This window comes from Bacteroidota bacterium, assembly GCA_026391695.1.
In the GTDB taxonomy this organism is placed as follows: domain Bacteria; phylum Bacteroidota; class Bacteroidia; order Bacteroidales; family JAGONC01; genus JAPLDP01.
The window spans coordinates 15,262-31,177 of record JAPLDP010000070.1 but is presented as its reverse complement, the minus strand read 5'-3'; the positions used below and the strand labels follow the sequence as shown (position 1 = coordinate 31,177).

Genomic DNA, 15,916 nt, shown 5'->3' with positions numbered 1-15,916 from the left:
CTTTACAGCATAAAAATAAAAAAAATAAATTTTATCAGATCAGGAAGATCGTAAATTTTATTTCTTTATGAATTATCAGGCAAAGCTCGTAAAATTATCGTAAAATTTTCAAAACAGATTTCTGAAATGGAAGTTAATAGTGTTTTTTAGTTTATATCTGATCCCGACCTTGTATATTTCTAAAATTTCTATATTTTTGATACCTGTTCAGTTCCACCACCTGGTTAATTTACTATTAATTCTAAAAATGTAAACCAACATGAAAAGAGTACTGTTTTTTTTAATGCTGATTATTGTTATCAGTATGTTCTCCTGCACACAGGGGAAGTACAGGACCGTGATGAAAACGGATAATAACGGTTATAAATATGAGACCGTTACCAACGATCCATTGCAGGCCAGGATGTATAGCCTGAGCAATGGACTGAAAGTGTATCTGACCGTCAACAAGGATGAACCGCGCATTCAAACCATTATAGGCATCAGGGCCGGATCGGCTTCTGATCCTTTAGAAACAACGGGGCTGGCACACTATTTTGAGCACCTCATGTTCAAAGGAACACATAAAATTGGTACCATAAACTGGGAAGAGGAGGAGCCATTATTGAAGGAAATTTCTGATCTGTTCGAACAGCATCGGGCCACTACCGACACAGCAGCAAAATTGGCGATCTATCGCAAGATTGACAGCTTGTCAGTTATCGCAGCCAAATATGTCGCCACCAATGAATATGATAAGCTGGTTTCCAGCATTGGCGCCAAAGGTACCAACGCTTTCACCGACTATGACCTGACAGGCTATATCAATGATATCCCATCCAATGAGCTCGAAAAATGGTTAAAGCTTGAAAGTGAACGTTTCGGACAGGTTGTTCTCAGACTTTTTCATACCGAATTGGAGACTGTATATGAGGAGTACAATATGTACAATGATATGGACCAAACCCGGGCCGAGGAAGCACTTATGGCGAGCATTTTCCCAAAGCATCCTTATGGACGCGATGTGCTTGGCCTACCGGAGCATCTGAAAAATCCTTCCATGGTGAATATTTACAATTTTTATAATACTTTTTATGTTCCTAATAACATGGCTATTGTTCTCTCCGGTGATTTTGATCCGGATGAAACCATAAAGCTTATTGATAAGTATTGGGGTACAAAAGAGAATAAGCCTTTACCTGAAATCACTCAACCAAAGGAAGATCCGATCACTGCACCGATTATCAAAGAGGTGTCAGGACCTGATGCGGAATCTGTCAGATTGGCTTACCGGTTCAATGGTGTAAATTCGGAAGATGAAAAATATATCAGACTTATTGACCAGATCCTCAGCAACAGCCAGGCCGGCCTTATTGATATAGACCTGAATCAGCAGCAAAAAGTGTTACGGTCGGGGAGTTATTCGAATTTCATGAGAGATTACGGCCTGCACGAGTTTTATGGAAATCCACGCGAAGGGCAATCACTTGAAAATGTTAAAGACTTACTCCTTGGTGAAATACAAAAGGTTAAAAACGGAGAATTTGACGACTGGATGCTTCAGGCAGTCATCAACGACTTACGTCTCTCTGAAATACGTCAGCAGGAGAATAACATGAGCAGGGCATTTGTTCTTATGAGTGGGTTTATTGATGGGACTCCCAGGATTAACCAGATAAAATTCCTTGATGATCTGGAAAAGATATCAAAGGAGCAGGTTGTGCAGTATTCCAAGGATAAATTCAAGGACAATTATGTGGTCGTTTACAAACGAACCGGAGAAAAGAAGGATGTTAAGAAGGTGGAAAAACCCCCCATCACTGCTGTTCCAATTAACCGTGAATACCAGTCGGAGTTTTATAAAGAATTTTCTGCCATCTCACCGGAAGAAATTAAACCCGTATTTGTCGATTTTGAAAAAGAAATCGGCAGGGACAAGATCACGGATGGAGTGGATTATTTTTACATGAAAAACAATACCAATGAGCTTTTCAGTCTGAATTACATCATTGATATGGGCAAGAATCATGATCTGAATCTGCCCATTGCCGTTAATTATCTTCCTTATCTGGGGACCGACAAGTACACACCGGCACAGCTCAGGCAGGAATTTTTCAAACTTGGTATATCCATGGGTGTCAGTACAGGTGCCGATCGTTCCTATATCTATATTTCCGGCCTTGAAAAATCATTTGAAAAAGGAATTGAACTCCTTGAGCATGTATTGTCAAATGCCAAGGCTGACCAGGAAGCCTATGATGAATATGTCAAGGGCATATTGAAAAAACGTTCTGATAACAAGCTGAACAAGAATGCGATTCTTTGGAATGCCATGTTCAATTATGGTAAATATGGAACTAAATCACCGACTACGGATATTCTGACAGAAGAACAGTTGAAAAGCCTGAATCCGGAAAATCTGACCAAAATGATTAAGGAGATGTATTCGTACAAACATAAAGTATTTTATTATGGTCAGAACGATATGGCGGCATCCAAAGCCATCATTGAAAAGTTCCACAAAATGCCTGCAGAGCTGAAGGATTATCCAAGTCCAACCCAATATACTGAGCTGGATTCTGATAAAAACAAGGTCTATTTTGTTGATTATGACATGACCCAGGCTAATATCGTTTTCCTGTCGAAAGACCAGCTTTTCAGCAAGGATCTTTTGCCGCCGGCACGGCTGTTCAATGAATATTTCGGAGGCGGGATGGCATCCATAGTTCTCCAGGAGATCAGGGAGTCGAGAGGCCTTGCCTATTCAGCCTTTGCCGCATACGCTCAGCCCGACAGGCCTTTCAAACATAACTTCACTTACGCTTTCGTAGGGACTCAGGCCGACAAGCTGAAGATCGCCACCGATGCCATGCTGGCCATGATGAATCAAATGCCCAGAGCCGAAAAACAGTTTGATCTGGCGAAAGAAACAATCGTCAAGCAGATTAATTCCGAAAGAATCATCAAAGAGGATATTTTCTGGACATATCTTTCACTTTTGGATCTTGGAATCAATTACGACAACCGGAAAGATGTATATAATAATATCCCGGCCATGTCGCTTGACGATCTGAATAAATTCTTCGATGAACACATACAAGGGAAAAAATATACTTTCCTTGTCCTTGGTAAGAAGGGCAGTGTGGATATGAATGTCCTCGGGCAGATCGGGGAAGTGAAAGAGTTGACACTCAAGGAGATATTTAACTATTAATCTTCGGGTTGGTTGTGGTATTAAGCCACAATTACCATTATACCGGCATCTTCAAGGCGTTTTTTATCATCACCTGAGATGCCGGTATCTGTTACCACAGTGTTGATTCGGGTGGTTTTACAAATGAATGCAAGGCTCCGGCGAAGGAATTTGGATGAATCTGTCACAACAATCACTTCTTTGGCTATTTCGATCATGATCTGGTTTAGGGAAGCTTCCTCAATGTTAGGTGTTGAGATACCATGACGTGTATCGAAACTGTCTACTCCCAGAAAAGCTTTATCCACGAAAAAGCTCCTGAAGTTATTTTCAGCGAGAGGCCCAACTAATGAAAGGGATTTTCTCCGGAGTGTACCGCCAGGAATAATCAGATTAATATTTTGGTGAGAACTCAGGTAGTTGACGATATTAAGAGCATTGGTAATCACAGTAAGGTCGCTGATGTCGGGCGACAGGTTTTTTACCACTTCCAGTGTAGTTGTCCCAGAATCGATGATGATGGTATCATGATCATAAATAAGCCGGGCTGCTGCCTGTCCAATACGGTTTTTCTCCTCGTGATGCAGCTTGGCTTTCTCACCCAAATGCTGATCCGTCCCTACCACATGATCAATGTGCATGGCACCACCACGCGCCCTTATCAATAGTCTTTTTAATTCAAGTTGTTCCAGATCATTACGGATAGTCACCTCACTCACACCAAATTCCCTGCTGAGATCCTGTACAAATACCTGATGATCAGTTGATAATATCTTCAGGATTTTCATCCTTCGTTCAACGGTACTCTGTTTATTCCCTCTTACCATTTGCACATGAATATTGGATTGTTAATGAAAATTTATGCAAAGTTACATTTTAACTCGTGTTCATTTTTTTAAAATTAATAATAAAAAGAAATTTTTTATCAATTATTTCGAAACGATTTATAACTTTTTTAAATTTGTATAATAATATAATGAAAGATTAAAAGTATTTTTTTCGATCATGAATATCTGGGGTTATTCAGAGGAAGCCCTCGCAAAAAGAGGAGCCCTTCACACTGCTACTGAAATTTGCAAGCAGCCTCTGGTATGGCAAAGTGTCTATAACAGTATTGTTGCCTCAAGAGATCAGATCAGAAGCTTTATGGACCATGTGCTGTCACATGAGCCACTTCAAATTATACTGACAGGAGCCGGTTCCAGCGCATTTATCGGACTATCACTTCATGGAACCTTTGCCCGGAATTTCGGTAACTGTATATCCAGCATTGCGACAACCGATCTGGTAACACATCCGCAAAATTATTTTTCTGCCGGCAGACCAGTTCTTTTGATATCGTTTTCCCGTTCAGGCGATAGTCCGGAAAGTGTTGCTGCTGTGAGCCTTGCTGATCAGGTTTGTTCAAAGGTCTTTCATCTGATCATAACCTGTGATGCAACGGGCAAGCTGGCCAATTTGGCGACATTATCCGAAAAATATGTATTTGTGCTTCCTCCGGAAGCCAACGACCAGAGTCTGGCTATGACCAGCAGTTATTCAGGCATGCTTCTCGCGGGTTTGCTGATAGCGCGTCTCAGTGAAATCGACCTACTTTCCGGCCAAATGGGTATACTTAACACTTATGCGATAAAATTGCTTGATCATTATGCCAATGATCTCAGACAAATGGCTGATCTCGATTTCCGCAGGGCAGTGTTCCTTGGATCAGGACCCTTATATGGCACTGCCACCGAATCGCATCTCAAGTTACAAGAGCTCACAGATGGGAAAATTATCTGTAAAAACGATACCTTTCTCGGTTTCAGGCATGGTCCCAGGGCTGTGATTAACCCTAAAACACTTTTATTTTACCTGTTTTCAAATCAGGCCTATGTAGCACATTACGAGCACGACCTGGCTGATTCGATAAAAATGAACGGCAAGGCTCTATATGAGGCCGGATTAATGGAAACCAGGAATAGACAGCCTCATCTTGACAAAGAGTTTGTGCTGACCGATAACGACAGTCAGCTTGAAGAAGATTTTATGCCTGTCTGTTGCATTATCCCGGCACAGATGCTTGGTTTCTTTAAATCATTGGAACTGGGATTGACCCCTGACTCACCTTCGTTGAGCGGGGCCATTTCCAGGGTGGTTAAAGGAGTAGTTATTTACCCTTTCAGTCAGAAAGCATGAAACAGAAAATCAGGTTAATAGTTTTTCAACGATTACAAGAACTTATCGCCTTGATATGAACTGAAATAGGAATTGATAATTCATAATTAATAATTGATGAATGCTTTTGATGTAGTAGTCATCGGAGAGCTTAATGTAGACATTATTCTAAACAGGATTTCCAAATTTCCGGAGATGGGTAAGGAGGTCATTGCCCATCACCTTGAGCTGACCCTGGGAAGTTCATCGGCCATTTTTGCTTCCAATCTGAGCTCTCTTGGTTCACGGGTAGCTTTTATCGGTAAAATCGGAAAAGACAGCTTTGCCTCCACAGTGCTTGGAAGCCTTCAGTCAAAAAAAGTCGATACATCGCATATTTTTCAATCGGATATATTGAATACCGGAGCCACCATTGTCCTGAATTTTGATCAGGACCGTGCTATGGTCACCTATCCGGGGGCCATGGAAGACCTGAAATTGGAGGATATAGATTTTGAATTTATTAAGCATGCCCGTCATCTTCATCTCTCTTCCATTTTTCTTCAGCCAGGCCTCCGGAAAGATATTCCCATTCTTTTTCGTAGGGTGAAGGAACTGGGTCTCACCACTTCAATGGATCCACAATGGGACCCGGCTGAGAAATGGCAGGTTAATCTCCCTGACCTGTTGCCGTATCTGGATGTTTTCATGCCCAATATGTCTGAACTATTATTCCTCACCCGTACAAACTCTATGGAAGAGGGCATTCAATGTATTAAGCCCTTTGCTCAGCATTTGGTAGTCGTTGTCAAGGATGGAAGTAACGGTGCCTGGCTCTGGGATGGCAGCACGATTTTGCATCAGCCTGCTTTCCTGAACAGGAATGTTGTGGATTGCATTGGGGCGGGTGACAGCTTTAATGCCGGTTTCATCAGTAAATTCACCAGTGGGGCGTCGCTTCCACAGTGTCTGGCATTCGGGGCATTAACAGGTGCAATATCAACTACAAAAGCCGGCGGGACCGGGGCATTTTCCAGCATGGTAAAAATACGTGAGGTAGCTTTGAAAATGTTTAATGTAAAAATCTAAACTGTACAGAGATATGAAAGTGAAGGATAAACTATTGGAATTCAAAGCTCAGGGCAGGGCATTGCTGGCGGTTAACTTTTACAATTACGAAACCCTGGCCGGAATTGTAAAAGCTGCTGCGGAAATGAAAGAACCCATCATACTGCAGTTATCCGGAAGTTCCATTCAATATTTGGGACTTAACGTTGCGATAAAAATGGCCCATGCAGCTTTGGAACAATATGATGTGGAAGGCTGGCTGCATCTCGATCATGGTTCATCAGTGGAAATGGCACGGCTTTGTCTGGCTGCCGGCTTTGATAGTGTGATGATTGATGCCAGCGAGAAGACATTTGACGAAAATATCCGTATTACCCGAAATGTTGTTGAGATGGCTTCTGCAACAGGTTCTTGTGTGGAATCGGAGCTGGGTTATGTCGCCAAACTTGGACAGCAGCAAAACAGCAGTGGTTTTACCAGACCTGAGGAGGCCATGGAATTTGTCGAAAAAACTGGTGTTGACATGCTGGCAGTTGCTATTGGCTCTGCACACGGATTTTATAAAGAAGAGCCACATCTTGACCTGGATCGGCTGGAACAGATCAGGAAAGTGACGGCTGTTCCGCTGGTTTTGCACGGTAGTTCAGGAATACCTGACCAGATGCTGCGTGATGCTATCAGCCACGGAATTGTCAAGATAAACCTGGCGACAGAATCAAAAAATGCTTTTATGAAAGAGCTGAAAATCGTGTTATTGAATACTAATGAGATCGACTTGCGCAAGACCTTTCCTCCAGCAATAGAAGCGGTTAAAAATGTCATTATACGTAAGCTTAAACTGATCAGCATGACGTAATTATCTCGGAAAGATGAAAAAAAATAGATATATTTTGTTTGTTTTATTTTCTCATGCCCTGTTTTCGGTAGCACAAAACAATGCAGATGATCTTCTGCTGAAAGACTACAAGCCTGTCTCTATATATAATATTCCGGTCACTATTCCTGCAAAGGCCCGTTATCAGGTTATCGATATACATTCTCATCCCTATGCCTCAAGTGAAACTGAAATAAAGCAATGGGTCGAGACCATGGACAGGTTGGGTATCAGTAAAACCATTATCCTGACTGGAACGAGTGGAAGGTCATTTGATTCCCTGGTGGCGGTATATGGAAAATTCCCCGGTCGTTTTGAACTCTGGTGCGGATTTGATTACACCGGCTATGATCAGCCCGGATTTGGCCCGGCAGCAGTAAAAGAGCTGGAACGTTGTCACAGCATAGGCGCACGCGGTGTCGGGGAACTGGGAGATAAAGGAGCCGGAGAAGTGTATTCCAAACCGGTAGCCGGAGTCGGCATGCATATCGATGATCCCAGAATGAAACCATTGTTTGAAAAATGCGCTGAACTTCAAATGCCTGTCAATGTTCATGTCGCAGAACCATTTTGGATGTATCTGCCGCCTGACAGCACCAACGATGGACTGATGAATGCTGCCGATTGGAATGTCGTAATGAAGTCCGGAATGCTTGATCACGGACAGTTGATCACAACTCTTGAAAATGTCGTGCGTAATAATCCAAAGACCGTTTTCATCGCATGCCACTTTGCCAATTGTGAATATGATCTTTCAATCGCAGGAAGGCTTCTTGACATGTATCCAAACCTCTTTTTAGACAATGCTGCCCGTTATGCCGAAACCGCCACTATACCACGGTATATGAGCAGGTTTTATGAGAAATACCAGGACAGGATTCTTTATGGCACCGATAACAACCCGGATTCTCATATGTATCAGACCACTTTCAGAATACTTGAAACTGATGATGAACATTTTTATGAGACGGAAATGTTCAATTATCACTGGGCGTTAAATGGTTTTTGCCTCCCCGACAAAATCTTAAAAAAATTATACCACAGTAATGCACAAAAAATCCTGCATGATGAAATTAAATACTAGGACCAACTGGCTCTTATTACTGTCAGTTTTATTGCCAGTGTTTCTGGCTTCCTGCTATAAAAAGCCCGTTGTCATTGAAACCGGACAGATGACCATCGGTATCAACGGTCAGATGCAGACGCGGATCATAATGACGGGAACACCTGTATATCAGTTTATGGATGATTATCAAACATCGGAATACCTGGTTACAACCTCGGATACCATCAGAAGCTTCAGACTGAATTCAACATTGGTTAAGAGCATAAGCGAATTTGCCGGAAATGGCAAAGCCTGGACATTCAAGGGGAGTTGTGAAGAAGAAAGCAGAAGTATTGTCAAAATCCTTACTATTAAAATGTACAATGATTTCCCAGGGATGGCATTTTTTCTTGTACAATATATAAATGAGGGCAAGGAAAATGTGACTGTGAAAAAATGGGTGAACCATGCCTATAAGATCAAAAGCGCGAAGGATAAACCCGATTTTTGGTCGTTCCAGGGAAGCTCTACCGGTGAACGGAAAAATTGGGTGCTACCCGTTAACTATGGATTTCAGCAGAGGAATTATCTGGGAATGAATGATCCGGATTATGGCGGAGGAATCCCAGTAATTGATCTTTGGCGCAGGGATGCTGGCATTGCCATTGGGCATACCGCATTGGTACCGAAGCAGGTATCCCTTCCAGTGGATATGACAAAGGATTCCCTTGCTGCTGATATTTGTATTGATTATGGATACAGCGAAGAATGTGTGCTTCACCCGGGAGACACCCTGAGCACTCTTGAGACTTTTGTCAGCCTGCATCACGGTGATTTCTTCAAAACTCTTCGCCAATATAGCCTGTTTATGCAGAAAAAAGGCATTCATATGCCCGAATCTGAGCCACTGGCCTTTGAACCAATGTGGTGTGCCTGGGGTTACATGCGGAAGTTTACTGTCGATGAAATTATCGGTACGTTGCCCAAGGTAAAGGAACTGGGATTCACATGGGTAACCGTCGATGACGGATATCAGCAAGCAGAAGGTGACTGGGATGCCACTCCGGTGAAATTCCCACGAGGGGATGCTGACATGAAGAAACTTGTAGAAACCATCCACTCGTATGGCTTCAAAGCGCAGATATGGTGGTCGCCCCTGGCAATTGACCCTGAAAGCAAGCTTTTAGCACAGCAGCCCGATCTGTTATTAAAGAATGCCGATGGCAGTCCACAGCTCATTTCATGGTGGGACAGCTATTATATGTCGCCGGTCTATCAGAAAACACTCGATCACACCAAAGCCATGGTGCAAAAGTTTATAGGGTTATGGGATTATGATGGATTGAAGTTAGACGGTCAGCATCTGAATGCCTGCCCGCCTGACTATAATCCGTTACACGGACTGGCACATCCCGACGATGCACCCGAGAGCGTTCCGGCATTTTTCAAGATGATTTTCGAAACAGCCCGCCAAATAAAACCTGATGCACTGGTTCAACTGTGCCCTTGCGGTGACGCTATGTCGTTCTATAATATCCCATATACCAACCAGTTCGTCGCATCTGATCCTGTTGGCAGCGTGCAGATCAGGTCAAAATGTAAAACCTATAAGGCTCTCGCGCCTCAAACCGCATACTTTGGCGATCATGTGGAACTGAGCGACAATGGCAGTGATTTTGCCAGCACCATCGGTGTTGGCGGCGTCCCTGGCACTAAATTCACATGGCCAAAAGATAATCCCTATTCCGATGAATCCAACCTTTTAACCCCGGAACGTGAAAAAGATTGGAAGAAATGGATATCCCTTTATAAGGAACGGATGCTATCCACCGGCGAGTACCTTGGTAAACTATACGACATAGGCTATGATATACCCGAAACCCATGTTATTCGAAAGGCTGATACCTTGTTTTACGCATTTTATTCCGGTAAATGGCAAGGTACGCTGAAACTGAAAGGTCTTGATAATTACACGTACAGGATTTTTGACTATGTTAACAAACGTGATCTGGGTATCATCAAGCCCGACAATCCTGCCTTGGAGATCACGTTCAATAACTATCTTTTAATCCTGGCATTTCCAGATAAAACATTGAAATAGAATTAATTATATAGACATCATCACACAGCTTAAACATCAAATTAAAACCTACAATTATGAGAAATGTTCTACGAAAACTACATGTGATAATGACAATGCTGCTTGTGACAGCCTTTGCAGCATCGTCATTTGCACAAACTGTTATCCAGGGCAGGGTAACCGATGCCGGTAATAACATGACCCTGCCAGGTGTCAACATTGCCATAAAAGGCACTATGCTGGGCACCGTAACAGATGTAGATGGTAATTACACCATCATTATTCAATCCTCCAATGATGTATTGGTATTCAGTTTTATCGGCTACCGCACTGAAGAGATCGTTGTTGGTAACCAGCTGCAGATCGATGTGGCTATGGAGCAGGATGTGGTCGACCTGGGTGAAATAGTTGTAATGGGTTACAGTGAAAAGACAAAACGTGAGATAGCCAGTGCTGTAACCGTTCTTCCAATGGAAAAGGTGAAAGACATTACCACCAGCAGTGTTGCAAATATGTTACAGGGAAAAGTGGCCGGCGTCGAAGTGGTAAACGCTAACGGGCAACCGGGGAGTGAAGCGGAAATCAGAATCCGCGGTATCGCCTCTGTGAATGCTCCCAAGGGTCCGCTATTCGTTGTAGATGGCATCATCGGTGGAAATTATGATCCCAATGACGTGGAAACCGTGACGGTGCTGAAAGATGCAGGTGCAACCGGTATGTATGGCTCACAGGCCAATGGTGGTGTTATCCTGATTACCACAAAAAAGGGTAAAAGCGGTAAAACCCAATACGATTTCAAGGCTTCTGCAGGGATTAGGATGGCGGATCAAGGACATCTGAATATGTTAAGCGGATCTCTGTTGTACGACGCACAGAAAGAACTTTACCGTGATTATTCTTCAGGAAAGATCGATATCCTGAAGTTTTACAATGAACGCCCTCTGGAACTAAAATCACGGAATTATGACTGGGAGAAAGAACTCTTTCAGACCGCCCCGGTACAATACTATTATCTTTCAGCCAGTAAAAGCACTGATAACTACGCTTATTATATCGGCGGTACATACTTTGACGAAGGCGGTACTTTCGTTAACACAGGTTATAAAAAGGCTAATCTCCGTGCTAATACGACCTATAAATTTTCGAAAAGGGTTACCGTGGATAACAACATTAATATTAGCGCCAATATGGGCACATCTTATGATTATATGGATATGTATTACGCTTACCTGTCAATGCCATGGGATAATCCATATACAGATGGTGGCGATATCAGGTACGTTGATGGCACAAGCACCGGTTGGTGGTCGCGCGACAAGATAAATCCATTGCATACCATCAATAACTCCGACCATAACTATAAGGGAATGGATGTGAATTACGACTTTATCTTTGGCTTACGCATCACTGACTGGCTGACATTCACCTCCTCGAACCGTTTGAGTCTGTTCTCCGGCAAGTCGCATAATTTTGTTTCACGCCTGGCAGCAGGGACCTATCATGACAAAGGGTATATCCAGGAAAGCAGCGACCTGGGATATGGTGGCATCACTACGAACATGCTCAAATTCAATTATGAAGTGAAGGATCATTCATTTAGTGGACTGGCCGGATATGAAGCACAGGGTGACTACTTTGAGACTATGAGTGCGGAAGGCAAGGGCCTGCCTGAAGGATTCGATGTACTGAGCGTGGCATCGGGCGAATACCTGATAGGCGGCCGTAATGATAAATCAATCATGAATTCCTTTATTGCACAGTTTAATTACAATTACCGCGAAAAGTACTTTTTCACTGGTTCATACCGTTTGGATGCTACATCAGCCTTCCCGCCGGATAACCGCAAAGCCAGCTTCCCTTCGGTCTCGGCTTCATGGCTCATGAGCAACGAAAACTTCCTCAAGGAAAACAAAGTCATTGACCTGCTGAAGCTTCGTTTCAGTTATGGCATCACCGGCATGAAAGACATCGGGCCTTATCAGTATCTCGGACTCTTCAGCCTCAGCACACAATACAATAATCAAACGGCTGCTATTCCTTACCAGTTGCCCAATCCAAACCTGACATGGGAGAAAACCCATCAGATGAACTTCGGATTTGACCTCAGCCTGGTGAAAAGGATTTCATTGAATGTCGACCTGTATAATAATACGACAAAAGACTTACTCATACAGGTAGCACAACCACTGTCGATAGGTTTTGAGCAGAAATGGGAAAATATCGGGCAGGTTGATAATAAAGGACTGGAAGTCACACTTTCAACTATTAATGTCAGGACCTCTTCGTTTGAATGGACGATGGATTTTACTTATAGCATGAATTCAAATGAACTCAGTGGCATTGGCAAACCGATATTCAGGACTGTCAACGGCATTGCCCAGATATACAAGGACGGAGGCGAGTTATACATGTTCGTCCTGCCCAAGTGGCTGGGTGTGAATGTCAATACCGGAGCACCTGAATGGGAGCATGTCGAATATGATTCGGAGGGTAATGTGGTCAGTGTTTCTGCAACGAGCGATTATGCCCTGGCCACTCCCCAGGAAATCAAGTCAGCATTGCCAAAATTCCTGGGTGGCTTAAGTACAACATTGAAGTATAAAGGACTTTCGCTTTACATGAATTTGGCTTATATGGATGGGAATTATGTGTATAACTTCACCCGCAGGTTCATGGACAGCGATGGTCACGAACCTTATTACAATCTTATGGAATGGAAGGAGGGATGGACGCGCTGGGCCAAGCCCGGCGATGTGGCAACACACCCCAGCATCCAGAATTCAGCTCTATCCACTGAAAACTCTTCCCGCTATCTTGAAGAGGGCAGCTATCTGAAAATCAGAAATATCACCCTGAAATATGATCTCCCAAAGACCATCGTGAAGAAAATGAAACTTGAGGGGCTTGCGGTTTCATTAAGCGGGGATAATGTTTACACATTCACAAAATACTGGGGTCAGGATCCTGAGGTTACTATCAATCCGTCTGACTGGTCGATGCCCGGTGTTTCCGATTTCAGGTACCCTCCTAACAGGCAATTTGTCTTCAGTGTAGAGGTCAAGTTTTAATTGTCAGATTATTTTAAAATCGTAACATTATGAAAACAAGGATAATATATTTTTTCTCATTCATCGGCCTTCTGGTTGGATTTGCCGGATGTGAGCTCGATGTAGAACCGACGGATGCTATCAATACATCTTCACTGGCCAGCACGTCTGATGGTATACTTAATGTGACTAATGGCTGCTATGCCCTTTTCAAGGATAATGTGGAGTTTGGCGGCTTCGTTGATCAGAATAACAACTACCTGCGTCAATATTTTCAAATGTCGGATTTTGCCAGCGATGATATTGTCTGCGGGCAGGTTACCGAAGATCCCTTATTTTATAGTTTCACTCTGACACACTCACCGGATCAGGCCAATGCCAGGTTTTTCTGGTATATATCATACAAGATTATCAACAGCAACAACACGGTGATAGAGATTTCAAACCAGTTGACGAGCATGGATGACGCTACTCGTCAGCTAATCGGTGAAAATTATTTTCTGAGGGCATTCTGCCATTTCAATCTGCTGCGTTTTTATGCCAAGCCTTACTCTATTGATCCCAATGCTCCGGGTGTGATCATCCGTTCATCAACAAGTGATAATGCCCAGATGGCGCGTTCTTCGGTGAAGGAGTGTTATGATTTCATCATTACCGACCTGAAGATGGCTGCGGTTATGATGAACAGCCCCCGTGGACCACAATATGCTTCAAAGGAAGCAGCCTGGGCCATGCTTTCACGTGTGTATCTTTACATGGAAAATAACCCGCTGGCTATCTCGTATGCCGATTCGGTGATCAATTCAGGTGTGTATTCGCTCGAATCAGCGGAAGGTTTTAAGACCTATTTTCCCAATGCAGCCAGTTCAAGCGAAACCATTTTCCTTATCGCTTTTACACCTGCAGATAACAAGGGGAAATTTGGTTCAATAGCTTCGATGTTATATTCTGACGGTAATTCGGGATGGGGTGAAGAGTTTGCTACACAGACCCTCCGTGACGAGATGTCAGCTAATCCTGAAGATGTTCGCTGGTCTTATATCTCACCTCTTGATGACGGCAGCGGTGGCGTGGCTTTAAAGAATGGCATTGAGATTTATTATATCACCAAGTTCTCTTTCCAGGATGGGGATCCAAATCTCAGTTCACCAGTGATGTTCCGCCTGGCCGAAATGTATCTGAACCGCGCCGAAGCCTATGCAAAATCAGGACAGGATGTTAATGCACTGAATGATGTGGACGAGATCAGAAAGAACCGCGGTTTGGAGAATGCTCTCTATAACGGATCAGTCCCTCAGGGATTTAATGCCCTCGATGTGGTGCTTAAGGAGCGCAGGCTGGAACTGGCTTTTGAAGGACACCGGACATTTGATGTATATCGCAACAAAATGAACATGGACAGAACTTACTGGGGTTATCATCTTCCGGGACTTATCGAATCTGATATCGATCTTTCAGTTAAACCGCAAGGATATCCGAATGAGATTGTGGAATGGACGAATCCCAGGATTATCTATTATATCCCTGTTGACGAGGTCCTGGCAAATCCTCTGTGTATCCAGAATCCGTGATCAAAATAAAATAAATTATAATTGATTAAAAATATGATTATGAAAACATTGTTTAAATATGGTTCGTTAATTTCCCTCCTTGTAGTTTTTCTTGGAGGATGCGATAAAGACGACGAAAGCAATACTCAGGAGCAGGAAGCCTATTTCAGTTACACTTCCGATGGTTTCACCGTCACTTTTACCAACTTGTCAAAGCTTACCGGCATTTATCGCTGGGACTTTGGAGACGGGAACTCATCCACCGAGGGAAATCCTGTTCATACGTATCCGCATAAAGGCAAGTATGTGGTGACACTTTATGTCACCAGCGGAGGCACTTTGGCAGAAGCTTCAACGGTTTTACTGCTTGATAAATCATCACCGGTGAAGATGGATGATGGCACAGTATCCGACTGGGACAATGTGATAAAGAATGTTGTGATTTCAGGTCCTGACGGTGGAGCCGTAAAATTGGGTAAATTCGACTATGATGCCCGCAATATTTATATTTATCTGGAACAGGAGTCCACTATCAACGATCAAACGATATTCAGCATTTTTATTGATATCGATACTCTCCTTGCCACAGGATTTCAGATGGGTGGCTTCCCCGGGATGGGCGCTGAAGATTATTGCGAAGGACAGATTGCCACACCTGATGTATGGCTTGATGCTTATAAATATGTCGGTGATGGGACCAGCTGGGACTTTGCTTATGTTCAGGCCGGTGAGTTTTATCAGGCTGGACATTTTGAAGAAAGCGGCGGATTGCTGAAATATGAGCTGGCACTTTCACGGACAATGCTGACAGGGTTAACCAACGAAGCCGTTAGAATAGCTATCATCATCATGGACAGCGGATGGTCTGATCTGGGTTATATGCCTGATTCGGGTACGAGTGGATTTATGTTGATGATGAATGAATGACCTCGCCCCCGGTAAGG

At 43.3% G+C, this 15,916-nt stretch carries 10 protein-coding genes; 9 read left to right on the top strand and 1 reads right to left on the bottom strand.

Going from position 1 to position 15,916, the window contains the following annotated elements; genetic code table 11:
* The first annotated feature begins 259 nt into the window (after positions 1-259).
* Positions 260-3,193, top strand: coding sequence for an insulinase family protein (locus NT175_09655; GenBank protein MCX6234969.1), 2,934 nt, complete (start codon positions 260-262; stop codon positions 3,191-3,193).
* Between the two features lie 20 nt (positions 3,194-3,213).
* On the opposite strand, the gene agaR is transcribed toward NT175_09655, so the two are convergent.
* On the bottom strand, positions 3,214-3,999 hold the full coding sequence (gene agaR, locus NT175_09650; GenBank protein MCX6234968.1) for a transcriptional repressor AgaR: 786 nt from the start codon (positions 3,997-3,999) through the stop codon (positions 3,214-3,216).
* Between the two features lie 178 nt (positions 4,000-4,177).
* Here agaR and NT175_09645 point away from each other — a divergent pair, with 178 nt between their 5' ends.
* From NT175_09645 to NT175_09610, 8 genes are all read left to right on the top strand, one after another.
* Positions 4,178-5,350, top strand: a complete 1,173-nt coding sequence (locus NT175_09645; GenBank protein ID MCX6234967.1) for an SIS domain-containing protein — start codon at positions 4,178-4,180, stop codon at positions 5,348-5,350.
* A 96-nt stretch (positions 5,351-5,446) separates the two neighbouring features.
* Positions 5,447-6,397: a carbohydrate kinase family protein gene (locus NT175_09640; GenBank protein ID MCX6234966.1), complete on the top strand. Its 951-nt coding sequence runs from the start codon at positions 5,447-5,449 to the stop codon at positions 6,395-6,397.
* Between the two features lie 13 nt (positions 6,398-6,410).
* Entirely contained in the window at positions 6,411-7,232 is an 822-nt protein-coding gene (locus NT175_09635; GenBank protein ID MCX6234965.1) for a class II fructose-bisphosphate aldolase, read from the top strand.
* Positions 7,233-7,245: 13 nt separating this feature from the next.
* Entirely contained in the window at positions 7,246-8,334 is a 1,089-nt protein-coding gene (locus NT175_09630) for an amidohydrolase family protein (protein ID MCX6234964.1), read from the top strand.
* Positions 8,318-10,396 (top strand): alpha-galactosidase, encoded by a 2,079-nt coding sequence (locus NT175_09625; GenBank protein MCX6234963.1) that lies wholly within the window; start codon positions 8,318-8,320, stop codon positions 10,394-10,396. The genes NT175_09630 and NT175_09625 overlap by 17 nt, the downstream gene beginning before the upstream one ends.
* Positions 10,397-10,452: 56 nt before the next feature.
* Positions 10,453-13,443, top strand: coding sequence for a SusC/RagA family TonB-linked outer membrane protein (locus NT175_09620; GenBank protein ID MCX6234962.1), 2,991 nt, complete (start codon positions 10,453-10,455; stop codon positions 13,441-13,443).
* A 29-nt stretch (positions 13,444-13,472) separates the two neighbouring features.
* The gene (locus tag NT175_09615; protein MCX6234961.1) at positions 13,473-14,993 is read left to right on the top strand and encodes a RagB/SusD family nutrient uptake outer membrane protein; all 1,521 of its coding nucleotides are present in this window, start codon (positions 13,473-13,475) and stop codon (positions 14,991-14,993) included.
* A 39-nt stretch (positions 14,994-15,032) separates the two neighbouring features.
* On the top strand, positions 15,033-15,899 hold the full coding sequence (locus NT175_09610) for a PKD domain-containing protein (protein ID MCX6234960.1): 867 nt from the start codon (positions 15,033-15,035) through the stop codon (positions 15,897-15,899).
* Positions 15,900-15,916: the final 17 nt, after the last annotated feature.